Origin of the sequence: Serratia bockelmannii (assembly GCF_051803255.1) — a bacterium.
GTDB lineage: Bacteria > Pseudomonadota > Gammaproteobacteria > Enterobacterales > Enterobacteriaceae > Serratia > Serratia bockelmannii.
In genome coordinates, this window is record NZ_CP196512.1 from 3236755 (window position 1) to 3262999 (window position 26245).

A 26245-nucleotide genomic window follows, 5' to 3' on the forward strand; every position below is an offset into this window, starting at 1 on the left:
AGGAGAAACGCCATGTCCACCATCACACTCTACGGCACCCCGCTTTCCGGCCACGTTCATCGCGTGGCGTTGCTGCTGCGTATGCTGGCGCTGCCCTATGCATGGGTCGAAGCCTCGGCGGACGTACGGCAGAGCGCAGCCTTCCGCCGGCTCAATCCGTTCGGCCAGATCCCGGTCTTACAGGATGGCGATCTGACGCTGGCCGACAGCAACGCCATTCTGGTCTATCTGGTGAAGCGCTATGCGCCGGACAGTCACTGGCTGCCGGAACAGCCGGCGGCGGCCGCGCGGGTGCAGGCCTGGCTTTCCAAAGCCGCCGGTGAAGTTCGCTACGGCCCGGCCTCTTGCCGACTGATCGCCCAATTCGCGGTGCCGGAGGATTATCAGGCGGCGCGGGCGGTCAGCGATCGTTTTCTGCCGCAGATGGAACAGCATCTGAGCGAGCGGGACTACCTGGCCACCGAACAGCCCACCATCGCCGATCTGGCCTGCCACAGCTACGTAGCGGTCGCGGCCGAAGGCGGCATTTCGTTGGCGCCTTACCCTGCGATACGGCGCTGGGCGGCGCGCATCGTTGCACTGCCCGGCTTCTTTGCCATGCCGGCCCTGCCGGAACCGGCGGCGAGCTGACGCCATGATCCCGCAACTGTTCCATCCGGATGAGCTGCGCGCACAGACGCTGGCCGGGTTTGGCGGCGTAGGCGGCGGCATCTACCCCGCGATGCCGGATCAGCACCGCGCGTTTTTCGCCGCGCTGCCCTACCTGTTCGTCGCCACGCTGGATGAACAAGGCTGGCCCATCGCCACCCTGTTTACCGGCCCGCCCGGATTTTTACGCACGCCGGACGACACGCATTTACGCATCAGCGCGCCGCGCCGCAGCGACGATCCCGCCCAGGCGCTGTTGCTGCCCGGCAAGCCGGTCGGCGCGCTGGGGCTGGATTTCAGCAACCGGCGGCGCAACCGCGCCAACGGCGCCGTCAGCCGCACCGACAAAAACCGGGTGGAAATCCTCGTTCAGCAAAGCTTCGGCAACTGCCCGCAGTACATTCAGCGCCGCGAACTCTACCCGGTGGACAGCCGGCCGCAGCCGGTTGAGCATTTAGCCTCGCTGGATGCGGCGGCGCAGGCGCTGATCCGCGCCGCGGACACCTGCTTCGTCGCCAGCGGCGCGCACCTGGCACTGGCGCAGGGCGGCGTGGATATTTCCCATCGCGGCGGCCGCCCCGGCTTTATCCATCTGGAAGGCGACACGCTGTGGATGCCGGATTTTCGCGGCAACCGCTACATGAACACGCTGGGCAATCTGCTGGCCGAACCGCGGGCGGCGCTGCTGTTCATCGATTTTGAACGCGGCGACGTGCTGCATCTGCAGGGGGAAACGCAGATCCTCTGGCAAACGGAGGGGCATCCCGCCGTTGAAGGCGCAGAACGCTATTGGCGGTTTGACGTGCGCCGCGCCTGGCGTTTTGCGGCAGCGCTGCCGTGGCGGGGACGAAATCTGGAGTATTCGCCGGCAACGCTGGCGACCGGGGTGTGGCACCGCTGAAATGAAAAGCCCCGCTGCGGCGGGGCTGGATCGGAAATTACAGGCTGTGTTCGGCCGCCGATGCGGCCTGATAAAGTTGACGAAAATAATTCAACCGCGCAAAGAACAGGCGGCTTTGCTGCTCCGACATATTGCCGGCCACCTGCCCGGCGTCAATCTGCCGCCCTTGCCATTCCATCAGAGCGATGCTCGACGCCAAAAAATCCATTTCGCTGCCGTAGGCCGCGAGATGTCTGTCCACTGATTTCATCATTCGCACACTCCTTTTAATTACATCGAAAAGGGTCATATGCCTGCTCTTTCAGTATCGGCCCGGCGGAGGATATTTTTTGTACAGAAGGTGCGCATAAAGAAAACGACCATCTTGTTGCCGCGCGGGCAAACGGCGGCGGCAAAATTTGCTAGGGTAAAGGGTAGCCGTATGGGATAGACCACTCTGTTGAACTCAGGAAAGAAGGAAGAGACTCATGAGCACCAGCATCTGCGCTACCCTCAAGGATCCCACGCTGTTCCGCGAGGCCAACTACATCGACGGGCAATGGTTGCCGGCCCAGGAAGGCCGTTCGATCGCTATTCATAACCCCGCCAACGGCGAACGGGTCGGCCACGTACCGGCCTTCGGCGCCGAAGAAACCGCTCGCGCCATCGCCGCCGCCAAAAAAGCGCTGCCCGCCTGGCGCGCGCTGACCGCCAAAGAGCGCGCCGGCAAGCTGCGGCGGCTGTTTGAATTGATGATGGAAAATCAGGAAGATCTGGCGCGCATCATGACAGCGGAACAGGGCAAACCGCTGGCCGAAAGCCGCGGTGAAATCGCCTATGCCGCCTCCTTTATCGAATGGTTCGCCGAAGAAGGCAAACGGGTATATGGCGACACCATTCCACAGCCGCAGGCCGGTCGCCGCATCATCGTGCAAAAAGAGCCGATCGGCGTGTTCGCGGCCATCACCCCGTGGAACTTCCCGGCGGCGATGATCACCCGCAAAGCCGGCCCCGGCTGGGCCGCCGGCTGCACCGGGGTGATCCGCCCCGCCAGCCAGACCCCGTTCTCGGCGCTGGCGATCGCCGTGCTGGCGGAGCGCGCCGGGCTGCCAGCCGGGGTATGCAACGTGATAACAGGCCCCAGCAAAGGCATCGGCGGCGAACTCACCGCCAACCCGGACGTGCGCAAACTCTCCTTCACCGGCAGCACCGAGGTCGGCGCGCAGCTGCTGGCCCAGTGTGCGCCCACCATCAAGAAAACCAGTATGGAGCTGGGCGGCAACGCGCCGTTTATCGTGTTTGATGACGCCGATCTGGACGCCGCCGTGGCCGGCGCGGTCGCCTCAAAATACCGCAACGCCGGCCAGACCTGCGTCTGTACCAACCGTTTTCTGGTGCAGGACGGCGTATATGATGCGTTCGCCGCCAAGCTGAAAGCCGCCGTCGCCAAGCTGAAAGTCGGCAACGGCCTGGATGATGGCGTCACCATCGGCCCGTTGATTAACTCGGACGCGGTGGAGAAAGTGCGCGAGCATATCGCCGACGCCGTCGAGCACGGCGCCTCGGTGCTGTTGGGCGGCAAGCCTGACGCGCTGGGCGGCAATTTCTTCACCCCGACTATCCTGACCGATGTGCCGCGCACGGCGAAAATCTTCCGTGAGGAGACGTTCGGCCCGGTGGCGCCCCTGATCCGCTTCAGCCAGGAGGCCGACGCCGTCGAACTGGCCAACGACACGCCGTTCGGCCTGGCCGCTTACTTCTACAGCCGCGACATCGGCCGGGTGATGCGCGTGGCCGAAGCGCTGGAGTACGGCATTGTCGGCATCAACGAAGGGCTGATTTCCACCGAAGTGGCGCCGTTCGGCGGCATGAAGCACTCCGGTTTGGGCCGCGAAGGCTCAAAATACGGCATCGAGGACTATCTCGAAATCAAATACCTGTGCCTCGGCGGTTTGGGCGCCTGATGTGAGGGCCCCCCGCGCCTGCGGGGGCCCTGTCTGGCGGTTTTGGGGAGCCTTTGCTACCTTTAGACATCTTTTCAGCGGTTAAAAGGAATTGCCTCTATGCAGCCCCTCTCGGTACACCTGCCCGATTTTTACGTCGCCGGCCAGACAATCAGAACCACCAATCAGGACGAAACCCAGCCCGAGACGGCTAAAATCCCCGCGCTGTGGTCAGACTTTTTCGCCACCTCGCCCGCCATGCCGGTTTACGGGGTCTACTCCAACTACGCCTCCGACGCCAGCGGGCCGTTTGATGTCACCGCCGGCAGTGAGGCACAGAGCGGTTTGCACATCCAACCTGGCCGCTATCTGGTGTTCCAGGCCCGAGGCGCCATGCCGGCGGCGGTCATCGAAGGCTGGCAAGCCATCTGGGCCTACTTCGAGCAACACCCGGAAATCGAACGTCGCTTCCTGACCGACTTCGAAGCCTATACCGGCCCCGACGCGGTCGATATCCATATCGGCTGCCGCTAACGCGACAGTGAGGTCAACAATGATGACGCTCTCCCCCGCCATTCCGATCCTGCGTATCTTTTCCGTCGACAAGGCCAAAGAGTTTTATCTGGATTTTCTCGGTTTCACGCTGGCGTGGGAGCACCGCTTCAGCGAAGACCTACCGCTGTACATGCAGGTGACCCGCACCGGGCTGACGCTGCACCTGAGCGACACTACGGCGACAGCACGCCCGGCGCCGCCATTTTCATCCCGGTGCACGATATCGACGCGCTGCACCGGGAGCTCACGGCCAAAAACTATCGCTATGCCCGGCCGGGCCTGGAGATTGTCGACTGGGGCAAAGAGCTGAACCTCACCGATCCGTTCGGCAACCGGCTGCGGTTTTGCGAACAGAGCCCCTCGGCCTGATCGGCGTTATGGCCGATATTCCGCCTCGCTGACCGGCTCAAGCCAGGTCACCGGGCTGCCGTCCACCGCTTCGGCGATGGCGATATGGGTCATGGCGGTGTCCGATGTCGCACCGTGCCAGTGTTTGACGTCGGCCGGTATCCAAACGATATCGCCGGGATGCATCTCCTGCGTCTTCTCGCCCCACATCTGGATCCACCCGCGCCCCTGAGTGACGATCAGCGTCTGGCCGAGCGGATGCGTATGCCAGGCCGTGCGGGCGCCGGGTTCGAAGGTGACGGTCGCGCCGCCCACCCTGGCCGGCGCGTCACCGGCGAAGGGGGCATCGATGCGTACCTGCCCGGTAAAGTAATCCGCCGAACCGCACTGTGATGGGATAGAACCGCTGCGTTGTATTTTCATCTGTCGTGTCCTCCACGTCGGCTTTCCAACCGACGCTGATAGTTATAAGTCAGCGATGCCAAGATAGCGCCATGCTTTTCCGGTGACTAGCGGGTAAAATGCGCAAGGAGCTATGAGCTCAATTCATAAATCTACGCGCGGCAGCGCCCCAACTTTGCTCTCCGGTGCCGGTATGTTGAAAGAAAACTTTAACGATCTGATCGCTTTCCTGATGGTGGCCAGGGAGCGCAGCTTCACCAAAGCGGCGGCGCAGCTTGGGGTTTCCCAATCGGCACTCAGCCACGCTATTCGCGGCCTGGAAGAACGCCTGGCGCTGCGCTTGCTCACGCGCACCACTCGCAGCGTCGCCCCCACCGAGGCCGGTGAGCGGCTGCTCAACAGCATTGGCCCGCGCTTGGCGGAGATTGAAAGCGAGCTGAACGCGCTGGGTGAAATGCGCGATCGGCCCGCCGGCAACATCCGCATCACCGCCGGCGAACACGCGGTGGATGCAGTACTGTGGCCGGTGCTGCGCACTTTTCTCGTCGATTACCCGGATATCAACGTGGAAATCACCGTCGACAACAGCCTGACCGACATCGTCGCCGGGCGATTCGACGCCGGAATCCGGCTGGGGGAACAGGTGGCGAAGGACATGGTCGCGGTGCGCATCGGGCCGGACATGCGCATGGTGCCCGTCGCCTCCCCTGACTATTTCGCCCGTTACGGCCTCCCCGCTACGCCGCAAGCGCTGCAAAACCATCGCTGCATCAACATGCGCCTGCCCACCCTCGGCGGGCTGTACGCCTGGGAATTTGCCCGCGATGGCCGGGAGATTAAAGTGCGGGTGGAGGGGCAACTGACCTTCAACAGCCTGCGCCAGCGAATCGACGCCGCGCAGCTCGGCCTCGGCATCGCCTTTGTGCCGGAAGATACCGTCGCCGAGCCGCTGGCCGACGGTCGGTTGCTGATGGCGCTGGACGACTGGTGCCCGCCGTTTCCCGGTTATTACCTCTATTATCCAAGCCGCAGGCAACACACTACCGCCTTTGCGCTGCTGATTGAGGCGCTGCGACGCGGGGCTTAACGCCCGACGTTCTTCTGCAGATACGCCGGGTAACGATCGCCGATCACGTCGATAGCGGAGAGCGCACGCTCGATCGCGCCCAGTTCGTCCGCCGCCAACACCACCGACGCCGCCGCAAAGTTTTCTTCCAGCCGGTGACGCTTGGTGGTTCCCGGGATCGGCACGATCCACGGCTGCTGGGCCAGCAGCCAGGCCAGGGCGATCTGCGCCGGCGTCACGCCTTTGCGCTGCGCTATCTGCCCCAGCACGCTCACCAGCGCCTGATTGGCCCGGCGCGCTTCGGCGCTGAAGCGCGGCACCAGGTTGCGAAAATCGCCGCTGTCAAAGGGGGTGTCCTCGGTAATGGCGCCGGTGAGAAAGCCTTTGCCGAGCGGGCTGAACGGCACCAGACCGATGCCCAGCTCTGCCAGCGTCGGCAAGATTTCACGCTCCGGCTCGCGCCACCACAGCGAATATTCGCTTTGCAGCGCCGTGACCGGCTGCACCGCGTGAGCTCGCCGAATGGTTTGCGCGCCGGCTTCCGACAGGCCGAAATACTTCACTTTCCCTTCGCGAATCAGTTGCTGCACCGTACCGGCCACCTCCTCGATAGGCACCTCAGGATCGACACGGTGCTGATACAGCAAATCGATCGTCTCTATCCGCAGGCGCTTCAACGAGCCTTCCACCGCCTGGCGAATATGCTCCGGACGGCTGTTCAACACCTGTTGCCCCGCCGGCTGCGGCAGATCGAAACCGAACTTGGTGGCGATGACGACCCGGTCGCGCACCGGCGCCAGCGCTTCGCCCAACAATTCCTCGTTGGTGAACGGACCATAAATCTCGGCGGTATCGAAGAACGTCACGCCCTCGTCAACCGCGGCACGGATCAGATCGACCGCCTGCCGTTTGTCGGTGGCCGGGCCGTAGCCAAAGCTCAGTCCCATACAGCCCAACCCCAACGCCGAGACTTCCAGCCCTTCGCGCCCCAATTTGCGTGTTTGCATCTTCACTCTCCCACTGATTGATACCGGCCCCGCGTGACGCGGAGCCGTTCCGGTGTGGTGACTGTAAAACGCGACTGCCGCCATGACTATGGGGCGAAATACGCTTGAGCTTATGAGCCAGGCTCATGAATCCGTTAACCGTCGCTGGGACCGGAGTTTTTGCGGGAACGTTCCTGCCCGAGATACTCTATACTGATATCAGGATGCCTTACCCTTTTCGTTTAGCGTCATGTAGATGGAGCGACAGATGGCTAACTCTGAATCGACTTGCAATTCCCTTTCAATACCAGTGGCAGATTTATTCCATGACCAATAAGAAAAGCGCCGTGCTTACCCCGGCTGCAATGCTATTGCTACATCCCATGTTTGCCAGTCAGGCACTGGCGGCAGAAAATAATGAAGAGAAAAGCGACACCCTGGTGGTGATGGCGCAACCCACCGGATTGACCGAGCTGGGATCGCCGGTGTCCGTCAGCGTGATCGACGGCCAGGACCTGCGCAACGCCGCACCGCAGATTAACCTGTCGGAAAACCTCGGCAGCGTGCCGGGCCTGCAGCTCCAAAACCGGCAAAACTATGCGCAGGATCTGCAGCTGTCGATACGCGGATTCGGCAGCCGATCGATGTTCGGCGTGCGCGGGGTGCGCATGTACGTCGACGGCATTCCCGCCACCATGCCCGACGGCCAGGGACAAACCTCCAACATCGACATCAACTCCGTCGAGCGCATCGAGGTGCTGCGCGGCCCCTATTCCGCGCTGTACGGCAACGCTTCGGGCGGGGTGATCAACGTTGACACCCAGACCGGCACCCAGCCGCCAACGCTGGAGGCCGGCGGCTATTTCGGCAGCGACAATACCTGGCGCTATGGGGTGAAAGCGACCGGCGCCACCGGCGACGGTACCCAGGCCGGCGACGTCAACTACGCCATCTCGGGCACCCGCTTCACCACTCAGGGCTACCGCGATCACAGCGCCGCGCGGAAAAACCTCGGCAACGGCAAGCTCGGTGTGCGGCTGGACGACGTCAGCACCCTGACGCTGATGTTCAACAGCGTCTCAATCGATGCCGGCGATCCGGGCGGCCTGACCGAGGCAGAGTGGAAGGAAAACCCGCGCCAGGCGCCGCGCGCGGATCAATTTAACACCCGCAAGTCGCTCGATCAGACCCAGGCCGGCCTGCGCTATCAGCGCCAGATGAGCGAGCGCGACGAACTGACGCTGACTGCCTACCACGGCGAGCGCCACACCACGCAGTACCAGTCCATCCCGATGGGGCCGCAGCTCAACCCCACCCACGCCGGCGGGGTGATCGTGCTGGAAAGAAAATATCAGGGCATTGACACTCGCTGGAAGCATGAGGATACTCTCGCATCGTTACCGGTAACACTGATCGGCGGTCTGGATTATGAAACCATGACCGAACGCCGCCAGGGGTTCGAAAACTTTATTCTGCGAGACGGCACTGTGGACTACGGCGAGAAAGGCGACCAGCGGCGCAACGAGAAGAACCGTATCTGGAACCTGGATCCTTACCTGCAAACCTCCTGGCAACTGACGCCGCGCTGGACGCTGGACGCCGGCCTGCGCTACAGCACCGTCAGCTTCGACTCGACCGACTATTACATCACGCCGCGCAACGGCGACGACAGCGGCAGCAAACGCTACCACCAGTGGCTGCCGATGGGCTCGCTCAACTACAAGATCAATCCGGCGTGGAACGTCTATCTCTCCGCCGGCCGCGGCTTTGAAACCCCGACCATCAACGAACTCTCCTACCGCCCCGACGGCCAGACGGGCCTCAATATCGGCCTGCAGCCGTCCACCAGCGATACCGTCGAACTGGGCAGCAAGCTGCGCCTCGGCAACGGCCTGGTGAGCGCTGCGCTGTTCCAGACCGATACCGACAACGAGCTGGTGGTGGCGGAAAGCAGCGGCGGACGCACCAGCTACGCCAACGCCGGCAAAACCCGGCGGCGCGGCCTGGAGCTGGCGCTGGATCAAGAGTTCGCACTGGACTGGCGCCTGCATATGGCCTGGACGCTGCTGGACGCCACCTACCGCAGCGATATGTGCGGTAAATCCGGCTGTACCCCCGCCGGCAATCACCTGCCAGGCATCGCCCGCAATATGGGCTACGCCTCGCTGGCCTTTGCACCGCCGGAAGGCTGGCACGCCGGCGCGGAGCTGCGCTACATGAGCGACATTCAGGCCAACGACGCCAACAGCGCGCAGGCCCCCTCTTACACCGTGGCCGGCGTAAACGCCGGTTATCGCTTTACCTGGAACCGCTGGGCGCTGGACGTGTTCAGCCGGGTGGACAATATTTTCGACCGCCGTTACGTCGGTTCGGTGATCGTCAACGAAGGCAATGGCCGCTATTTCGAGCCGGCGCCGGGTCGCAACTGGGGTGGCGGCGCCACCTTGTCTTACCGCTTTGAATAAGGCAAAGCACCTTAAGGTTAAAAGACGGGATGGGTTTTACGTCACCCTAGCGGCTTCCCGCTGAAATAATAGGGAGAAACCGCGTGTTTTTTCCGATTTGGCTTAATCTCTAAATCGGGGACTTTCATTTTTGGTAAGGGTATTGCTATGCAAAATAAAGCGTCACTATCGCCGCTTATCGTCATAACGGCGCTGTTTGCCGCGCTGAGCGGGCTTTATCTGCTCGGCGGCGGCATCTGGCTGGCCAAGTTGGGCGGTTCGCTGTATTACATCATCGCCGGTCTGGTGCTGCTGGCGACCTCCTGGCTGCTGTTCCGCCGCCGCGCCACCGCGCTGCTGCTGTACGCGGTGTTCCTGCTGGGCACCACTATTTGGGCCCTGTGGGAAGTCGGCCCGGACTTCTGGGCGCTGACGCCGCGCCTGGACGTCACCTTCTTCTTCGGCCTGTGGCTGGTGCTGCCGTTTATCTACCGTAAGCTGGTCGCCAACGGCAAATTCGCCTACGGTGCGCTGAGCGCGGCGCTGGCGATCACCGTCATCGCACTGGCCTATGCCGTATTCAACGATCCGCAAGAGATCAACGGCACCCTTGACGCCGCGCAGGTCCAGCCGAAAGACGCCACCGGCGCCGACTGGCCGGCCTATGGCCGCACCCAGGAAGGCACCCGTTACTCGCCGCTGAGCCAGATCAACGACAAAAACGTTGGCCAGCTGCAAGAAGCCTGGCGTTTCCAGACCGGCGATCTGAAGACCGCCAACGATCCGGGTGAGATCACCAACGAAGTCACGCCGATCAAGATCCGCGATACCCTTTACATGTGTACGCCGCACCAGAAGCTGTTCGCGCTGGATGCCGCCACCGGTAAAGAAAAGTGGAAATTTGATCCGCAGCTGAAGTACAACCCGACCTTCCAGCACATCACCTGCCGCGGCGTGTCTTACCACGAAACCGCTGCAGCCGCGGGCGCCGCCGGCGATGCCGCACCGGCGATGTGCGCACGCCGCATCATTCTGCCGGTCAACGACGGCCGCCTGTTCGCGCTGGACGCCGAAACCGGCAAACCGTGCCCGGACTTCGCCAACAACGGCGAGCTGAACCTGCAGAGCAACATGCCGTATGCGACGCCGGGCCACTACGAGCCGACCTCGCCGCCGGTGATCACCGATAACGTGATCGTCGTTGCCGGTGCCGTGACCGACAACTACTCCAACCGTGAGCCTTCCGGCGTGATCCGCGGCTTCGACATCAACAGCGGCAAGCTGCTGTGGGCCTTCGATCCGGGCGCGAAAGATCCGAACGCCATCCCGGCGGACGAGCACCACTTCGTGCCGAACTCGCCGAACTCTTGGGCGCCGGCCGCCTATGACGCCAAGCTGGATATCGTCTATCTGCCGATGGGCGTCGCCACGCCGGACATCTGGGGCGGCAACCGCACCCCGGAAATGGAGCGCTACGCCAGCGGCCTGCTGGCGCTGAACGCCTCCACCGGCAAACTGGCCTGGTTCTATCAGACGGTCCACCACGACCTGTGGGATATGGACGTGCCGGCGCAGCCGACCCTGGCGGACATTACCGACAAGAGCGGTAAAAAAGTGCCGGTCATCTATGTGCCGACCAAAACCGGCAACATCTTCGTGCTGAACCGCACCAACGGCGAGCTGGTGGTGCCGGCGCCGGAGAAACCGGTACCTCAGGGCCCGGCCAAAGGCGACCGCCTGTCACCGACCCAGCCGTTCTCCGAGCTGACCTTCCGTCCTGAGAAGAAGCTGACCGGTGCGGACATGTGGGGCGCGACCATCTATGACCAACTGGTCTGCCGCGTGATGTTCCACAGCCTGCGTTATGAAGGCACCTTCACCCCGCCTTCCGAGCAGGGCACGCTGGTGTTCCCGGGTAACCTGGGCATGTTCGAATGGGGCGGCCTGGCCGTCGATACCGATCGCGAAATCGCCATCGCCAACCCGATCGCGCTGCCGTTCGTCTCCAAACTGATCCCGCGCGGCCCAGGCAACCCGATTGAGCCGCCGGAAGACGACAAAGGCGGCAGCGGCACCGAGTCCGGCGTACAGCCGCAATATGGCGTGCCGTTCGGCGTTACCCTGAACCCGTTCCTGTCACCGTTCGGCCTGCCGTGCAAACAGCCGGCCTGGGGTTACATTTCCGCCGTGGATCTGAAAACCAACGACATCGTGTGGAAAAAACGCATCGGCACCGTGCGCGACAGCTCACCGCTGCCACTGCCGTTCAAAATGGGCATGCCGATGCTGGGCGGCCCGGTAACCACCGCCGGTAACGTGTTCTTCATCGGCGCCACCGCTGACAACTACCTGCGCGCTTTCAGCGTGACCAACGGTGAAAAACTGTGGGAAGCACGCTTGCCGGCCGGCGGCCAGGCGACGCCGATGACCTATGAGGTCAATGGCAAGCAGTACGTGCTGATCTACGCCGGTGGCCACGGTTCCTTCGGCACCAAGCTGGGCGACTATGTGATCGCTTACGCCCTGCCCGATCAGAAGTAACCACCGCCGTTAGTACCTCGCAAAGCACGCCGCAAGGCGTGCTTTTTCTTTTCCCTCCCCGCTGACACCCCTCTCGCAATACCCTTAATTTTTTCACTTTCATTATTGATAATAGTTATCATTCGCAATATTATGAATGCATGGCCCCGGCAGCGGCCTGCAATCCTACTCCAGCTTAATGGTAATACTACGATCAGCCGCCTACGGGCGGCCTTATTCGGAGGCGCATGGTCGACCATACTCGGAAGCATAGAAAGAAAATTCTGCAAGCGGCGGTGAACACGCGGCGCGCCGGCCTGCCGTTCGCAGCGGATCCCCCTGTCGCCCAGCCCTTTATTGGCTTGGCCCATCAGACGGAGGCGGTGCTGGTGCACCTGGTCGGCCATGATGACGTACAGGAGAAGCATAAATGAACCTGCAACCCTTTACCGCCATGCTGATGTTCGCCTACGTGCTGCTGATGGTGCCGCTGCTCTACGTCATCGACAGCCGACTGAGCGCCAGCAGACTGGTGCGCAAAGCCACGCAAAACGTCATCATTATCGCGTTGACGCTGTTGTTCTTCAGCGCGATGACGCTTTTATACTGAGGCCATCTCGCCGGTGCCCCGCGGCCGACGTTACTCGGCCTCCCGGCGTTTGGCCCGCGGATATTTCCACAGCCAGCGCCCGCTGATCATGCGCCAGTAGAACAAGGCGCCGCGCACCGCCCAATCGAAGAACATCCCCAACCAGACGCCCACCACGCCCATGCCCAGTTCGATACCCAGCACATAGCCAGCCACCACGCGGCAGCCCCACATGCCGAGCATCGTCACCCACATGGCAAAGCGGGCGTCGCGCGCGCCTTTCAGCCCGGCAGGCAACACCCATGAAGCGGCCCAGATCGGCATAAAGGCGGCGTTGAGCCAAATCAGGGTTTTCACCACCGTTTTCACATCATCCTGCGAGGTATAAAACGCGGCGAATACCCCGGCCAGCGGCGCCGTGCCCCAGGCGATGGCGGTCAGCCCAAGGGTCGATAGCCAGAAAATATGGCGCAGTTGCCGCTCCGCCTGACCGATCTCGCCCTTGCCGAGCCGCCGACCGACGATGATGGTCGAGGCCGATCCCAATGCGTTGCCCGGCAAGTTAATCAACGAAGCGATGGAGAAGGCGATGAAGTTGCCGGCGATAACGTTGGTGCCCATGCCGGCGACAAACATCTGCGTCAACAGCTTGCCGCCGTTGAACAGCACCGATTCGACGCTGGCGGGAATGCCGATCCCCAACACTTCCCACAGGATGCTCATCTTGAGCGGCGTGAAATAACTTTTCAGCGTAATGTGCAGCGCCGGATTAAAGCCGATCGCCAGCACATAGAGGATGGCGATGGCGCCGATATAGCGGGAAATCGTCAGCCCCAGCCCGGCGCCGACAAAGCCCAGCCCGTGCCAGCCGAGCATGCCGTAAATCAGGATGCTGCTGATGATGATATTGAGGATATTCATGCCACCATTGATCAGCAGCGGGATCTTGGTATTACCCGCGCCGCGCAACGCGCCGCTGCCGATCAGCGCAATCGCCGCCGCCGGGTAGCTCCACACCGTGGTCTGCAGGTAAGAAAGCGCCAGCGCTTTCACCTCCGGCGACGCCGCGCCGGCGATCACATCGATGATCGATTCGCCCGCCAGGTGAATGCCCGCCGCCAACAGCACCGCCACGCCGGTCATCAAGACCAGCGACTGACGCGCCGCCGCCCGCGCACGCCGGCGATCGCGCTTGCCGAGGCTGAAGGCCACCACCACGGTGGTGCCGAGATCCACCGCGGCAAAAAAGGCAATGATCACCATGTTGAAGCTGTCCGCCAGCCCCACCCCGGCCATCGCCTCTTTGCCGAGCCAGCTCACCAGAAAGGTGCTCAGCACCCCCATCAGCAAAACGCAGGCATTCTCCAGAAAGATCGGCACCGCCAGCGGCGTGATCTCGCGCCAGAACAGCACGCGGTAGCTTTTCCGTTTGGCGTACCAGGGCGTATTTTCCACGCGCTGACGCAGTGCGGCATACAGATTCAAGGTGGGCTCGATGGATAAAAGTGAAACATCATTTCAAATGATGATCGATAAATCGTTATCCTGCAAAGAATTTTTAGGCGCCCGTAACGAGCGCCCGACAGGCTTACCCAACGCTACTCCATGTAGTCTTCCTGATCGGCCTGCGCCGCCGCGATAAAACGCGCGGTACTGCGGCTGAGCGTGGCGCATTTGTCCGTCAGCAGCTGATTGTCCTGCTGCAGAGTCAGGTAACGCGCCTGGGTGAGCGTCGGCAACTGTCGATACCCTACCGCATGCGTATCCCAGCCGCGATGCTGCGCCGCACGCATCGCGGTGCGTTGCAATTTCACGTCGTCCGGCACGTCGCTGCGCCCGCAGTCCACGCGCAGGAAATGCCCGCCGGCCAGCATCAGAGCGATGTGATCCAATTGCGCCTGCAGCGGCGGCGCCGGTCGATGCGCCGTCTGCTGACAACCCGCAAGCAGCAGCAACGCCACCGCGCCGCAAAGAAACGTGCGAAACAGAGTAGACATGGGCGCTCCCGGAAACCTGTGGGTGATGCAATTATCTTAGGTGAGCGGATGCCGGGCGGCAAGGCGGGCAGCGCGCTTAGCGCCGGCCGCTGCTGACCTTGGTGGCGCGAGCGGGGTTGCCGGCGACGAATTCCAGCGTAGGGGAATAATAAAACGGCAGCCAGGCGTTATAGCCGCTCTCCCACTCCCATTTGACCGGGCAGGGCCACAGCATGTCTTCATGCAGGATGTAATAAATCCACCGCCCGGGCGGACGACGGGGTTTGCGCATTTTCATAGCGAGTACGACGGCCTGATGACGTGCGATAAGGTGAACTGCTGCATTTTACCGCGATTTGGGTCGCGGGGACAGCCTGCGTTGCCGTGTGAAGCACCCGCTAAATCTCACCCGGTGATTCGGCGTAAAGTCCGCCGTTTTACTGATCCAGAACATCTTTCGCATTCACCTTATTGATATATTGATTGAAAATCATTCCTATTCAGGAGGAAGGGCCATGGTTAAGTCATTGAATGCATTGTTCACGCGCCTTTTTGATCGTCCGGACGCCGGCAAGCTGGCACTCAGACTGACCTTCGGCGGGCTGATGCTGTTTCACGGCGTGGCGAAAATTCAGCACGGCGTCGGCTGGATTGCCGGTGCGTTGCAGGAACAGGGGCTGCCCGCCTTCATCGCCTACGGCGTGTATGTAGGGGAGATCCTGGCGCCGATACTGATCATTTTGGGGCTGTTCACCCGCCCCGCCGCGCTGGTTTACGCCTTTACGCTGGTGGTGGCATTTTTGATGGTGGGCACCGGCAAGGTGTTCAGCGTCACTGACGTCGGCGCCTGGGGCATTGAAAACGAACTGGTGTTCTTTATGGGCGGGCTCGCCATCCTGCTGCTGGGCAGCGGCAAATACACGATCGCGCGTAATGAAGCCTATCGGTAAGCGGTAGCATTAATAGGGAGGTTCTTGGTTTGAACCTCCTCGGTGCGGAAACGGCGTTTAACTCTCGGCCAGGCGGTACACTGGGACCTTGCGCGTCGTGCCGGTCAGGGTGTCGAAGATCTCCGTTTCCGCCGTCACGATCGCCATGCCAGTTTTTCTTAGCCTGCGCACCTCGGCAGCAATGCGCTGGATGCCGAACCAAAACAAGCCATCCAGCGCCGTCACCGGCAACCCTTGCTCCAGCGCCAGCTTAAGCCGCTCACGCGGCGCCTTGAGCGCTTTGGCAATTTCCCGGTAAGGCAGCGCATCCACGCCCGACGCAGATGTTCGGTGAATACGGGTCGACAGGCCGTATTGGAAAGCCTCCGGCACGCCGCTCAAATCGCTTTTCAGGCTGTAGACACAGCCAAAGCGCTTGCCGTTGAACACCACATTTTTTTGACTGATCGACAACTCATCACGCAGGCCGGCAATCAGCTGCGGTGCCCGCACCAGCAATAAGCGAAATGGCAATTCGAAACTGGTCACGTAGTCCACATTGAGCAGCGCAATGCGCAGACGCTCTTCCGCCCCGGCCTGCGTCTCGCGGCACTCGTTCAACACCTCGCTCCACTGGTGCGCGAGCCGCGGGGCTTCATCCAGCGGCGCGAAATGGTATTTCTCGATGTGGTAGTCGATTCTTTCGTTCATGTCCGTTGCCCCCGCGTCAGTCATCATTGCCATCAGCAAATTACCTTACCTGCGGTCAACAGTACAACACCGCATCGTGCAGCAGAATGCGGTCAGCGGGATAAAACGGCGCCCCCGCCACCGAGCGTTTTCTCCGCAACTGGGACCGGAATAGCTAAGGGGTATCGATAAACAACATCATGCGTTGCAACGCGTCATCCAGGGCACTGAGCCCCGCGTCATCCAGGCAGGCCATCAGCTGGGCGTCATAATCCGCCACCCATTGCCTCGCCTGGTCAAAAATGGGGCGAGACGCCGGCATGACGCGCAGATATACCGCGCGCTTATCTTCCGGATCGGGGAAGCGCGCGACCCACCCCCGATTAACCAGTTGGGTGATCGTACGGCCTAGCGCGGTGCGATCGGTCTGCGAATGCGCTATCACCTCGCTCATGGCCACGTCGCCCGGAAAACTGTAGAGAATACGCAACGCGCGCCACTCATGGAGGCTGAGCCCTTGCAATGCGAGTAACGCAGACAGCCGTTTTTCGCGGTGACGCACCACCTCCGTCATCCTGTAAAGCGCACCGTCGGGCAATCCCATTCCCTGTCGGCCGCTATGCCTGTCTTTTTTTTCAGAACCCATACTGTTTCCAGTTAGCCTCGACTTTTACCCTGACCTGTTCCGGATACGAGTGCCTGAAAGAGGCGGTACTCGCACGTGTTACGCCGCTGAACTGCTCGGGGAACAGGCAGTTGATGATGGCTTTGCCGCCGCTGCCGCGCGCCTTGTCTTCTTCCGACAGGTACGGCACCATCGGGAACTCGCGTACGTCCGGGAAAATAAAATGATCGCGCGCCGGATGTGAGCGCGTAGCCAACGCCCAAACCACCTGATTGATATCGACAATATCAATGTCATTGCCGACCAGAATCAGTTTGGGGATCAAGTAGCCCGCATGCGAGCCGAAGACTACTTCCGCCACCTTGCCGGCAAAATCCGCCGCGTTGGTCTTCATTCCGGCCAGTTTTTCGATATCGACGGAGACCACCGCCCAACAGGTCGCCGCCTCATAGGAACACCAGACAAAGTCGACGGGCAATGCCGCGCTCTGCAGGGTTTCCAGCAGTTGGGCCGATATCATGGTGCCCCAGATCGTATGATTTTCTTCCGGCGGCGTGCCGGCGACGCAAATCGGCAAAATGGGGTCATCGCGAAACGTCACCGCACGCACATGGAACACCGGCTGTTCATGGCCCTGCTGGTGTTGATAGCCGTGATACTCCCCCATCGGCCCTTCCAGCGCCGTCTCCGTCAGGCTGATTTCACCTTCCAGCACAATTTCCGCATTGGCCGGCACCCAGAGATCGTTGGTTTCCGCTTGGGTGAGCGTGACACTTTTACCGAGCAACGCGCCGACATAGTCAGGCTCACTGACGCCGGCCGGCAACGGCATCCCCGCGACCGCCACCGCGGCAGGCGGCGCCCCGAGCACCATCGCCCACGGCGTAGGTTTCCCTTCCCGACGCCACATTTCACGGATCATGCCGATGTGCTGGGTGGGGATTGCCGGGCCGGTGAGACGATTGCGATCGAGCATCATGAGCCTGCCGATGCCCCAGCTGTGCCACTTCCCGTCCGGGGATTGCACGACATGGAACCCGTAGGTGCCAAAATAGCGCCCGCCATCCCGTTCATGCAGCAGAGGCACCGGGAAGCGTGCCAGATCAACCTCGTCACCTCGCCAAATATTCTCTTTCACCGGGCCGGTCGAACAATAATCGGGGGCAAGCGGTTCCGCCTTCACCGCCCGGCGAATCGACGCCACGATATCTCGCGGGGAGCTCTCTGGCGGTAGGCCAAAATGGAGGGCGAGGCGAGAATAGGCATGTTCCGCAGAAGCGAGCATGCCGGCCGGCGCGCCGAGAATGCGAGCCCCCGGCATCGCGCCCGCCACATGATGAAATAGCGGAGCCGAAAGCCGTTGCTCATAGACCCGGCGGCAGACAGCCGCTATCTCCAGGTCGGCGGAAACTTGCTGATGCACGTCGACCAAATCGTTTCTGCGACGCAACTCCTCAATGAAGTGACGAAAATCCAGTGCGCAATCGAGCAAACTCATGGCAAATCCTCCAGTTTCCGGGCGTTCAGTCCCTTCTATTCCCATCGCGGCGGAGAGGAGACCGTTTTTATGTGCATGTGCACACATATTAGTGCACGAAAAATCGCGTGTAAATACACGCTACCCTGGAGATGTTGGGCATGTTGTCAGTCTGGCAAACGCTTCAAGGGATAGCGGAGTCAGGCCATGCACGCCCCTGCCGGCAGGCATTATCACCGTGGCGGTTTCACACCTTCAGCATGATTGGCCTGCGCCTGGCAATGGGCTTACCACAAGCGCCGCACCGGGTTTAAGCGCAACATGGCTCACAAAATGAAGAACATAATCGCAAAATGCTATTCGTTGATATTGCACGGGTTATAATGCGGAAAAGGATCTCGGCCAACGCAAACCGGTTTCAGATCGAACGGTTTACAAGCATTAGCGAAAGAAAAGGATTTTGATTCGATAGGGAACAACGAGGGGTAAAGTGGCGGAGAGAGGGGGATTTGAACCCCCGGTAGAGTTGCCCCTACTCCAGTTTTCGAGACTGGTCCGTTCAGCCGCTCCGGCATCTCTCCTAACAACGCTTGCTATCATGCCCGCTTTTACGGCATTTTTACAGCATTAGCACACCGCTGAACGTTCAAGTGACGACTTTACGAGCAACCTGATGATTAAATGGCCGTGGAAAGCGACTCAACCCTCTCAACCCCAGGCAGACACTCAGGCCCAGTGGCAGGACGCGCTGGCGATCCCGCTGCTCTCGCCGCTGAATGAGCAGGAGCAGCAGCGGCTGGTGGCCGTTGCCGGGCAGATCTTGCAGCAAAAGCGCATCGTGCCGCTGCAGGGGCTGCAGCTCACCTCGCAAATGCAGGCGCGCATCGCCCTGCTGTTCGCCTTGCCGGTGCTGGAACTCGGCGCGGAGTGCCTCGACGGCTTCAACGAAATTCTGCTCTACCCCACCCCGTTCGTGGTGGAAGACGAATGGCAGGACGAGATCGGCCTGGTGCACTCGGGGCCAGTGGTGCAGTCTGGCCAAAGCTGGGAACAGGGGCCGATCGTGCTCAACTGGCAAGACGTGCAGGACTCTTTCGATCTCTCTGGTTTCAATCTGGTGATCCACGAAGCGGTGCACAAGCTGGATATGCGCAACGGCGGCGTCGCCACCGGCGTACCGCCGATCCCACTGCGCGAGGTGGCCGCCTGGGAGCACGATCTGCACGCCGCGATGGAAAGCCTGCAGGACGAGATCGACATGGTCGGTGAAGAGGCCGCCAGCATGGATGCCTATGCCGCCACCGATGCGGCCGAGTGCTTCGCCGTGCTGTCGGAGTATTTCTTCAGCGCTCCCGAGCTGCTGGCCGAACGCTTCCCGGCGCTGTATCAGCACTTTTGCCGCTTCTACCGCCAGGATCCGCTGGCGCGCCTGTTGCGCGGCCAGGTGGAAAACGACGCGCAATGGGCTGATTGACGGGCTTATTGCTCAGATACCGAGCAGTCGCACCGCCTGGGGCAATTTAGCGTTGACACACCCGGGGCCGCTGGATATCATGCGCCCCGTTCACACGATTCCTCTGTAGTTCAGTCGGTAGAACGGCGGACTGTTAATCCGTATGTCACTGGTTCGAGTCCAGTCAGAGGAGCCATATTTAGAGAAGCCCGCTTAAGGAAACTTAAGCGGGCTTTTTGCTATGGGGCGTTTACAGCCCGCGTTTTTCCATCAGCAGCGCCAGATCGACCAACCGATTGGAGAAGCCCCATTCGTTGTCATACCAGGCGAGCACTTTCACCAGATTGCCGCCGATCACCAGCGTGGACAGCCCGTCGATGATCGACGAACGCGCATCACCCCGGTAGTCGCTCGACACCAGCGGTTCATCGCTGTAGCCCAGGATCCCTTTCAGCGGGCCGGATGCCGCCGCCGCGCGGAAAGCGGCGTTAATCTCTTCCACCGTCGCCGGGCGTTTCAGCGTCACCGTCAGATCGACGATCGAGACGACCGGCACCGGCACCCGCAGCGAGTAACCGGTCAACCTGCCGTCGAGATCCGGGATCACCTTGCCGAGCGCCTTGGCCGCGCCGCTGGAATAAGGCACGATCGATTCCGCCGCCGCCCGCGCGCCGCGCAGATCTTTTTCCGGCTGATCGTGCAGCGCCTGGCTATTGGTATAGGCGTGAGTAGTGTTCATCAGCCCGTATTCGATGCCGAACGCCTGATGCAGCACCTGCGCGGCGGGCGCCAGCCCGTTAGTGGTGCAGCTGCCGTTGCTGACCACTTTATGCAGCGCCGGATCGTAGAGCTGGTCGTTAACCCCCATGACGATGGTGATGTCGTCGTTCTTGGCCGGCGCCGAGATAATCACCCGCTTGGCGCCGCCGTGCGTGATGTGCACTTCCGCCTTGGCCTTGTCGGTAAAGAAGCCCGTCGCTTCGATCACCACGTCAACGCCCACGCTGCTCCAGGGGATCTCGGCGGGATCGCGCTGCGAAAACACCTGAATCGGCCGGCCGTCCAGCAGCAGCTGGTTGTCGCCGGCTTCCACCCTGGCCGCCAGCGTGCCGGAAAGCGTGTCGTATTTCAGCAGGTGCGCCAACGTTTTGCTGTCCGTCAGATCGTTGATCGCCACCACTTCAAAATCGCTGCGCCCCAGCGCCGCGCGCAGCACGTTGCGTCCGATCCTGCCAAATCCATTAATGCCTACTCTCACCATGATGCACTCCTCGTTTTGGGCTTTGCCTCAACTCTAGCCCTGCCCCGAGGCGGCGTAAATGACGTTTACCGATCAATTTACGCCAAATTGCGCGCATGAAAGCGTTCGCGGTATTCGCTCGGGGTCAGCTGCAGTTTGCGCTCAAACACCCGCCGCAGGTTAAGGCCGTTGCCAAAGCCGGTGGCCAGGGCGATCTGCTCGATGCCTTGCGCACTCTGCTCCAGGCGCTGCCTGGCGGTATGCAACCGGCCTTCTTCGACGAATTTGGCGGGAGAAATGCCCGTCTCGCGGGTGAATACGCGGGTAAAGTTGCGCGGGCTCATCGCCACGCGTTCGGCCAACCGATCGACGCTGAGATCGTCGGCGAGGTTTTCCAGGATCCAGGACTGCAGGTCGCGGATCGGGCCCGGCGATTTGGCCTGGTTGAGCGGGTAGCGGCTGAACTGCGCCTGCCCGCCGGGGCGGCGCAGAAACATCACCAGATCCTGCGCCACTTCGCGCGCCTGCACGAAGCCGTAATCATCCTCCACCAGCGCCAGCGTCAGATCGAAGCCGGAACTGACGCCGCCGGAGGTCCAAATCGGCCCGTCCTGCACGTAGATCGGGCCGTTTTCAACCTGCACCCGCGGGAAGCGCGCCTGCAGCGTTTCCGCCAGCCGCCAGTGAGTGGTCGCCCGCCGCCCGTCCAGCAACCCGGCCTCGGCCAGCAGCAGAGCCCCGCCGCAAACCGAAGCGATACGGCGCGTCTGCGGCGCCGCGCGGCGCAGCCAATCCGCCACCAGGGCGCCCTCTTCTTCGGTTGCCCCCTTGCCGGCAACAATGACGGTATCGCGCGGCAGGGCCGGATCGAGATCCGCCAGGCGATGGTCAGCCAACAGGCTCAGCCCGGACAGGCCGTGCACCACCCGGTGAGATTGCGTAGTGGCGACCGCGATCTGATACAGCGGCGTCTCGGCGGAACTCAGGCGATTAGCCTGCATCAGAATATCGGCGATGCCCGCCGCTTCGAACAGCATGCCCCCTTCAGGGACGATAATCAGGAATGTATGCATGGCGATAATTACAAGAAAGAGCAAAACAGGCCAGACAACCACTGTATAAGAAAAGCGCCGCGGGTTCACCCTGCGGGCATAAAAAAGCCCGCCGATAACCTCGACGGGCCTGGAAGGAATAGCCATTCAAACCTGCGGCAAGCTCACCCCGCCGGCGCGCGCCAATTGCGCCAGTAGCGCCGTTTGAAACGCCTCGTCGTGTACCGCTGCATGGGGTTCGAGGCGCTGCTGATGGTGCCAATAGCCGCCGGACGCCAGGGCCTGCGGTTCATCGCTGCTCACCAGCCACGCCTGCGTCACATGCCCCAGCGCCAGATCGTCGGGCGCGTCCGCGCCGCCCATTTTGGTTGGCACCCAACCGGGATCGACCGCGCTGCTGATCACGTCAGGCCACAGGCGCGCCACGGCGGCGGCCAGCGCGGTGACGAACAGTTTGCTGTCCGAATAAGAGCCTGCGGCGCCGCCAAGCCAATCCACGCCGTTCAGTTCCGCCACGCCGTCAAAGTGCATACTGCTGCTCAGATAGACGATACGCTTGGGGCGTTCGATCAGGGCCGTCAGCAGGTAGGGCGCTATGACGTTCACCGGCATCACCTGCGGTCCGGTAAACATACCGGCATTGTGGATCACCGCGTCCGGGCGACCGAGGCGATTGACCTGCTCGGCGAGCTGCCGGATCTGCTGCACATCGGACAGATCGCCGATCGTCGCCTGTGCACCGCGATCCAGCAGATCGCGCACCGCGTCCAGACGGCCGGGCTCACGCGCATGCAGAATCACCTGATGCCCTTCGTCCAACAGCGTTTGCGCGGCGGCGCGGCCCAGCCCGTCCACCGAGCCGGTAATGAAAATGCGTGACATCCAGCTCCTCCGTTTAGCGCCAGCCGAGCGCCGGCGCGACATGGGTTAAAATCGATTCGATAACGTGGGCGTTGTAATCCACGCCCAGTTGGTTAGGCACGGTCAGCAGCAAGGTATCCGCTTCGGCGATGGCCTCGTCCTGCGCCAGCTGTTCGATCAGCGCGTCAGGTTCTGCGGCGTAACTGCGGCCAAAGATCGCCCGGGTTTGCGCATCGATATACCCCAGTTGGTCGCCTTCCTTACCGCTGCCGCCGAAGTAGTTGCGATCCCGCTGATCCACCAGCGCGAAGATGCTACGGCTCACGGAAACCCGCGGCTCATGCGTGTGGCCGGCCTCTTGCCAGGCGGCGCGGTAGGCGCGGATCTGCTTGGCTTGCTGGATGTGGAAGGGTTCGCCGGTCTCGTCGTTCTTGAGCGTCGAGCTTTGCAGGTGCATGCCGAGCTTCGCCGCCCAGACGGCGGTGGCATTGGAGCCGGCGCCCCACCAGATGCGGTCGCGCAGCCCGGCGGAAAACGGTTCCGGCCGCAGCAGCCCGGGCGGATTCGGGAACATCGGCTGTGGATTGGGCTCGGCGAACCCTTCGCCGCGCAGCGCTTCCAGGAACACTTCGGTATGGCGGCGGGCCATGTCCGCATCGGTTTCGCCGTCGGCCGGGGCATAGCCGAAATAGCGCCAGCCGTCGATCACCTGCTCCGGCGAGCCGCGGCTGATGCCAAGCTGCAGCCGCCCGCCGGCGATCAGATCCGCCGCGCCAGCGTCCTCCACCATGTACAGCGGATTTTCATAGCGCATGTCGATCACGCCGGTGCCGATCTCGATGCGTTGGGTTTTGGCGCCGATGGCGGCCAACAGCGGGAACGGCGATCCCAGCTGGCGCGCGAAGTGGTGCACGCGAAAATAGGCGCCGTCCGCCCCCAGATCTTCGGCGGCGACCGCCAGATCGATGGACTGCAGCAGCGCATCCGCCGCGGAACGGGTGCCGGACTGGGCGGAAGGCGACCAGTGGCCAAACGAGAGAAAACCAATCTTTTTCATCGGGCATCATCCTCAGAGGCAAAACATGAGCCTACAGTGACAAAAACCGCGCGCCTTGCGCCAGCAAAATCACCCTCGATCGCACTAAACGAACCGATTGCCGCCGCACCGCCCGGCGATTGTAATCAAAAAACAAATGTCGTATAACAAGCAGCTCCGAGGGGTGTCCTGTTACGGGCTGAGATGGCGCAAGCCGAACCCTTTGAACCTGATCTGGGTCATGCCAGCGAAGGGACGGTTAGGCAACAACGCTCTCACCCGTTGCCTGTTCATACCCCAGCGTGCCCGGATCTCCACTGACTCAAGGAGGTCCCATGTCCATCACTACCCTGTTCGAAAGCGGTCTTTACGGCCGGCTGCGCCACCATGCCGGCAGCCACTGGCAAGATTACGTCGATCATCCATTTCTGCAGCAGCTGGCCGCCGGCACCTTGCCTGAACGCGCTTTTCGCCGCTACCTGACCCAGGACTATCTGTTTCTGCTGCACTTCGCCCGCGCCTACGCGCTGCTGGTCAGCAAGCTGCGCACCCTGCCGGAGATGCGCGCCGCCACCGCCTCGCTCAACGGCATCGTCGCCGAACTGCCGTTGCACGTGGCCTACTGCGCCGAATGGGGGCTGAGCGAAGCGCAGATCGCCGCCCAGCCGGAAGCGGCGGAAACCATGAACTACACCCGCTACGTGCTGGATATCGGCCATGCCGGCGACGCCCTCGATCTGCTGGCCGGCCTGCTGCCCTGCGTGGCCGGCTATGCCGAAATCGGCCTGCGGCTGCTGCACGATCCCGCCACTCAGATGGAGGGCAATCCTTACGCCTCCTGGATCCGCAACTACGGCGACGAGGGCTATCTGGCCGGCGTGCGTGCCGCCATCGAACTGCTGGAAACCGTCGGCCACCAGCGCGGCGCACAAGGCCGCTTCACCGAGCTGGCGCAGATTTTCACCACCGCCACCCAGCTGGAATCGGCATTTTGGCAGATGGGGCTGAACGCCTCATGACCTCCCCGCTTCTCCCACCCGGCATCCAGGTGCGGGATCTCAGCCTGCGTTTCGGTCAGCAAATCGTCTTCGACCGGCTGAGCTTCGACATCGCCGGCGGCAGCTTCGTCGCCCTGCTCGGCGCCAGCGGCGCCGGCAAAACCAGCCTGCTGAAGATCATCGCCGGCCTGGCGCAGGCCAGTTCGGGTACGGTGACCGGCAGCGACGGTTTGCCGATCGCCGGGCGCATCGCCTACATGGGGCAAAAAGACCTGCTCTACCCGTGGCTGACCGTCGAAGAGAACGTCGCCCTCGGCTCGCGGCTGCGCGGCGAAGTGGCGGATCGGGCGTGGGTGGCGCATCTGCTCGAACGCGTAGGCCTGGCCGCGCATGGCCGCAGCCTGCCCGCCGCGCTGTCCGGCGGCATGCGCCAGCGCGCCGCCATCGCCCGCACGCTCTACGAACGCCAGCCGATCGTGCTGATGGACGAACCCTTCTCCGCATTGGACGCCATTACCCGCGCCGAGATCCAAAGCCTGGCCGCCGAGCTGCTGGCGCAAAATACCGTACTGCTGATCACCCACGATCCGATGGAGGCCTGCCGCCTGAGCCACCGGCTGCTGGTACTGTCGCCCTGGCCGCTGGGCCTCGACGATACCCACCGTATCAGCGGGCAACCGCCGCGCGCGCCGGATGACGCCGACCTGCTGAAAAGCCAGGCCGAGCTGCTGCAACAGCTGGTGAGGGCCGCGCAATGAAGATTGCCGAAGAGCGTGGCCTCACCCGCCTGCGGCGTGGGCTGACGGTGTTTGCTGGCCTGCTGCTGCTGTGGTGGCTGGCGGCGCAAAGCGGCATTCCGGCCTTTCTGCTGCCCACGCCGGGCGCGGTGGCGCAGGCGCTGTGGGACGGGCGCGGCTATCTCGCCTGGCACACGCTGGTCACGGCTTCGGAGATCGTCAGCGGGCTGGTGCTGGGCGTGCTGCTCGGCGCGGCGCTGGCGCTGTGCATGATCTTCTCGCCGCGGCTGCAGCGCTGGCTGATGCCACTGGTGCTCACCAGCCAGGCGATACCGGTGTTCGCCCTGGCGCCACTGCTGGTGCTGTGGTTCGGCTTCGGCATGAGCGCCAAGGTGGCGATGGCGGTGCTGGTGATTTTCTTCCCGGTAGTGTCGGCCTTTTTCGACGGGCTGCGCCGGGTCAACAACGACTATCTCGATCTGGCGCGCACGATGCGCGCTTCGCGCTGGGCGCAGCTGCGGCACGTGCGGCTGATGGCGGCGCTACCGGCCTTCGGCTCCGGCCTGCGCATGGCCGCCGCCGTCGCGCCGATCGGCGCCATCATCGGCGAATGGGTCGGCTCGGCCGAAGGGCTGGGCTACGTGATGCTGAACGCCAACGCGCGCATGCAGACCGACGTCTGCTTCGCCGCGCTGTTTATTTTGGTGCTGATGACCGTGCTGCTGTGGGCCGCGGTGGATGCGCTGCTGCGGCGTCTGATCGCCTGGGCGCCGGAAAACGACTGATGATT

27 protein-coding genes, 2 tRNA genes, 1 pseudogene and 1 riboswitch are annotated in these 26245 nt (G+C 62.3%); of the genes and pseudogenes, 16 read left to right on the forward strand and 14 right to left on the reverse strand.

From position 1 onward, the window contains the following. Positions 1-12: 12 nt before the first annotated feature. Together ACSJLU_RS15390 and ACSJLU_RS15395 are read left to right on the forward strand one after the other, a co-directional pair. Entirely contained in the window at positions 13-630 is a 618-nt protein-coding gene (locus ACSJLU_RS15390; RefSeq protein ID WP_049203978.1) for a glutathione S-transferase family protein, read from the forward strand. Positions 631-634: 4 nt separating this feature from the next. After that, positions 635-1549: a pyridoxamine 5'-phosphate oxidase family protein gene (locus tag ACSJLU_RS15395; protein ID WP_049203979.1), complete on the forward strand. Its 915-nt coding sequence runs from the start codon at positions 635-637 to the stop codon at positions 1547-1549. 37 nt (positions 1550-1586) lie between these two features. Here the strand turns inward: ACSJLU_RS15395 and ACSJLU_RS15400 are convergent, their stop codons facing one another. Further along, positions 1587-1802, reverse strand: a complete 216-nt coding sequence (locus ACSJLU_RS15400) for a glycogen synthase (protein ID WP_004935234.1) — start codon at positions 1800-1802, stop codon at positions 1587-1589. A gap of 214 nt (positions 1803-2016) precedes the next feature. On the opposite strand from ACSJLU_RS15400, the gene gabD reads away from it, so the two are divergent. From gabD to ACSJLU_RS15415, 3 genes and pseudogenes are all read left to right on the forward strand, one after another. After that, the gene (gene gabD / locus ACSJLU_RS15405; protein WP_049209454.1) at positions 2017-3492 is read left to right on the forward strand and encodes an NADP-dependent succinate-semialdehyde dehydrogenase; all 1476 of its coding nucleotides are present in this window, start codon (positions 2017-2019) and stop codon (positions 3490-3492) included. Positions 3493-3591: 99 nt separating this feature from the next. Then, the gene (locus ACSJLU_RS15410) at positions 3592-4005 is read left to right on the forward strand and encodes a GyrI-like domain-containing protein (protein WP_025303380.1); all 414 of its coding nucleotides are present in this window, start codon (positions 3592-3594) and stop codon (positions 4003-4005) included. Positions 4006-4027: 22 nt separating this feature from the next. Then, a pseudogene (locus tag ACSJLU_RS15415) lies at positions 4028-4395 on the forward strand (glyoxalase superfamily protein). Positions 4396-4401: 6 nt separating this feature from the next. On the opposite strand, the gene ACSJLU_RS15420 reads toward ACSJLU_RS15415, so the two are convergent. Further along, positions 4402-4797, reverse strand: a complete 396-nt coding sequence (locus ACSJLU_RS15420) for a (R)-mandelonitrile lyase (RefSeq protein WP_089181061.1) — start codon at positions 4795-4797, stop codon at positions 4402-4404. A gap of 172 nt (positions 4798-4969) precedes the next feature. Here ACSJLU_RS15420 and ACSJLU_RS15425 point away from each other — a divergent pair, with 172 nt between their 5' ends. Beyond that, positions 4970-5863, forward strand: coding sequence for a LysR family transcriptional regulator (locus ACSJLU_RS15425; RefSeq protein ID WP_043140030.1), 894 nt, complete (start codon positions 4970-4972; stop codon positions 5861-5863). Here the strand turns inward: ACSJLU_RS15425 and ACSJLU_RS15430 are convergent. Beyond that, positions 5860-6849, reverse strand: a complete 990-nt coding sequence (locus ACSJLU_RS15430) for an aldo/keto reductase (RefSeq protein ID WP_238969501.1) — start codon at positions 6847-6849, stop codon at positions 5860-5862. The genes ACSJLU_RS15425 and ACSJLU_RS15430 overlap by 4 nt on opposite strands. Positions 6850-7154: 305 nt before the next feature. On the opposite strand from ACSJLU_RS15430, the gene pqqU reads away from it, so the two are divergent. From pqqU to ACSJLU_RS15450, 4 genes are all read left to right on the forward strand, one after another. Further along, complete coding sequence (gene pqqU, locus ACSJLU_RS15435; RefSeq protein ID WP_188016081.1) at positions 7155-9293, forward strand: TonB-dependent receptor PqqU; 2139 nt, start codon at positions 7155-7157, stop codon at positions 9291-9293. Between the two features lie 147 nt (positions 9294-9440). Then, positions 9441-11813, forward strand: a complete 2373-nt coding sequence (locus ACSJLU_RS15440) for a glucose/quinate/shikimate family membrane-bound PQQ-dependent dehydrogenase (protein ID WP_380824805.1) — start codon at positions 9441-9443, stop codon at positions 11811-11813. A 227-nt stretch (positions 11814-12040) separates the two neighbouring features. Continuing rightward, positions 12041-12226, forward strand: coding sequence for a hypothetical protein (locus ACSJLU_RS15445; protein WP_380824803.1), 186 nt, complete (start codon positions 12041-12043; stop codon positions 12224-12226). Continuing rightward, positions 12223-12402: a hypothetical protein gene (locus ACSJLU_RS15450; RefSeq protein WP_019453466.1), complete on the forward strand. Its 180-nt coding sequence runs from the start codon at positions 12223-12225 to the stop codon at positions 12400-12402. The genes ACSJLU_RS15445 and ACSJLU_RS15450 overlap by 4 nt, the downstream gene beginning before the upstream one ends. Positions 12403-12432: 30 nt before the next feature. Here the strand turns inward: ACSJLU_RS15450 and ACSJLU_RS15455 are convergent, their stop codons facing one another. From ACSJLU_RS15455 to ACSJLU_RS15465, 3 genes are all read right to left on the reverse strand, one after another. Next, entirely contained in the window at positions 12433-13866 is a 1434-nt protein-coding gene (locus ACSJLU_RS15455) for an EmmdR/YeeO family multidrug/toxin efflux MATE transporter (RefSeq protein ID WP_025303388.1), read from the reverse strand. Positions 13867-13979: 113 nt separating this feature from the next. After that, a complete protein-coding gene (gene gspS / locus ACSJLU_RS15460; protein ID WP_025303389.1) occupies positions 13980-14378 on the reverse strand; it encodes a type II secretion system pilot lipoprotein GspS in 399 nt (132 codons plus the stop codon). Between the two features lie 76 nt (positions 14379-14454). Continuing rightward, positions 14455-14655, reverse strand: a complete 201-nt coding sequence (locus ACSJLU_RS15465) for a hypothetical protein (protein WP_016927170.1) — start codon at positions 14653-14655, stop codon at positions 14455-14457. 217 nt (positions 14656-14872) lie between these two features. Between ACSJLU_RS15465 and ACSJLU_RS15470 the strand changes: the two genes are divergently transcribed. Next, positions 14873-15307 carry a DoxX family protein gene (locus ACSJLU_RS15470; protein WP_049203985.1) on the forward strand — a complete coding sequence of 145 codons (435 nt, stop codon included), beginning with the start codon at positions 14873-14875 and terminating at the stop codon, positions 15305-15307. A 57-nt stretch (positions 15308-15364) separates the two neighbouring features. Here ACSJLU_RS15470 and ACSJLU_RS15475 read toward each other — a convergent pair whose 3' ends face one another. From ACSJLU_RS15475 to ACSJLU_RS15490, 4 genes are all read right to left on the reverse strand, one after another. Then, complete coding sequence (locus tag ACSJLU_RS15475; RefSeq protein WP_025303392.1) at positions 15365-15997, reverse strand: helix-turn-helix domain-containing protein; 633 nt, start codon at positions 15995-15997, stop codon at positions 15365-15367. Positions 15998-16151: 154 nt separating this feature from the next. Continuing rightward, positions 16152-16622 (reverse strand): MarR family winged helix-turn-helix transcriptional regulator, encoded by a 471-nt coding sequence (locus tag ACSJLU_RS15480; RefSeq protein WP_025303393.1) that lies wholly within the window; start codon positions 16620-16622, stop codon positions 16152-16154. Further along, on the reverse strand, positions 16612-18099 hold the full coding sequence (locus tag ACSJLU_RS15485) for a UbiD family decarboxylase (protein WP_380824798.1): 1488 nt from the start codon (positions 18097-18099) through the stop codon (positions 16612-16614). The genes ACSJLU_RS15480 and ACSJLU_RS15485 overlap by 11 nt, the downstream gene beginning before the upstream one ends. Before the next feature lie 470 nt (positions 18100-18569). After that, a tRNA-Ser gene (locus ACSJLU_RS15490) sits at positions 18570-18659 on the reverse strand. A gap of 92 nt (positions 18660-18751) precedes the next feature. Here ACSJLU_RS15490 and mtfA point away from each other — a divergent pair. Further along, positions 18752-19552 (forward strand): DgsA anti-repressor MtfA, encoded by an 801-nt coding sequence (mtfA, locus tag ACSJLU_RS15495; protein ID WP_025303395.1) that lies wholly within the window; start codon positions 18752-18754, stop codon positions 19550-19552. Positions 19553-19651: 99 nt separating this feature from the next. Further along, positions 19652-19727 (forward strand) — tRNA-Asn (locus ACSJLU_RS15500). Between the two features lie 54 nt (positions 19728-19781). On the opposite strand, the gene gap is transcribed toward ACSJLU_RS15500, so the two are convergent. The 4 genes from gap to ACSJLU_RS15520 form a co-directional block, all read right to left on the reverse strand. Next, positions 19782-20792, reverse strand: a complete 1011-nt coding sequence (gap, locus tag ACSJLU_RS15505) for a type I glyceraldehyde-3-phosphate dehydrogenase (protein ID WP_025303396.1) — start codon at positions 20790-20792, stop codon at positions 19782-19784. A 77-nt stretch (positions 20793-20869) separates the two neighbouring features. Then, a complete protein-coding gene (locus ACSJLU_RS15510) occupies positions 20870-21844 on the reverse strand; it encodes a GlxA family transcriptional regulator (RefSeq protein WP_060433489.1) in 975 nt (324 codons plus the stop codon). A gap of 126 nt (positions 21845-21970) precedes the next feature. Further along, entirely contained in the window at positions 21971-22705 is a 735-nt protein-coding gene (locus ACSJLU_RS15515; protein WP_043140014.1) for an SDR family NAD(P)-dependent oxidoreductase, read from the reverse strand. A gap of 13 nt (positions 22706-22718) precedes the next feature. Then, a complete protein-coding gene (locus ACSJLU_RS15520) occupies positions 22719-23741 on the reverse strand; it encodes an LLM class flavin-dependent oxidoreductase (protein ID WP_025303399.1) in 1023 nt (340 codons plus the stop codon). Positions 23742-23890: 149 nt separating this feature from the next. Next, positions 23891-23993: riboswitch (TPP riboswitch) on the forward strand. Positions 23994-24055: 62 nt separating this feature from the next. Between ACSJLU_RS15520 and ACSJLU_RS15525 the strand changes: the two genes are divergently transcribed. From ACSJLU_RS15525 to ACSJLU_RS15535, 3 genes are read left to right on the forward strand one after another with little or no spacing between them, the layout of a single operon-like run. After that, on the forward strand, positions 24056-24739 hold the full coding sequence (locus ACSJLU_RS15525; RefSeq protein ID WP_043140011.1) for a TenA family protein: 684 nt from the start codon (positions 24056-24058) through the stop codon (positions 24737-24739). Then, positions 24736-25476: an ABC transporter ATP-binding protein gene (locus ACSJLU_RS15530; protein WP_025303401.1), complete on the forward strand. Its 741-nt coding sequence runs from the start codon at positions 24736-24738 to the stop codon at positions 25474-25476. The genes ACSJLU_RS15525 and ACSJLU_RS15530 overlap by 4 nt, the downstream gene beginning before the upstream one ends. Continuing rightward, positions 25473-26240 carry an ABC transporter permease gene (locus ACSJLU_RS15535; protein ID WP_043140003.1) on the forward strand — a complete coding sequence of 256 codons (768 nt, stop codon included), beginning with the start codon at positions 25473-25475 and terminating at the stop codon, positions 26238-26240. The genes ACSJLU_RS15530 and ACSJLU_RS15535 overlap by 4 nt, the downstream gene beginning before the upstream one ends. Positions 26241-26245 lie beyond the last annotated feature (5 nt).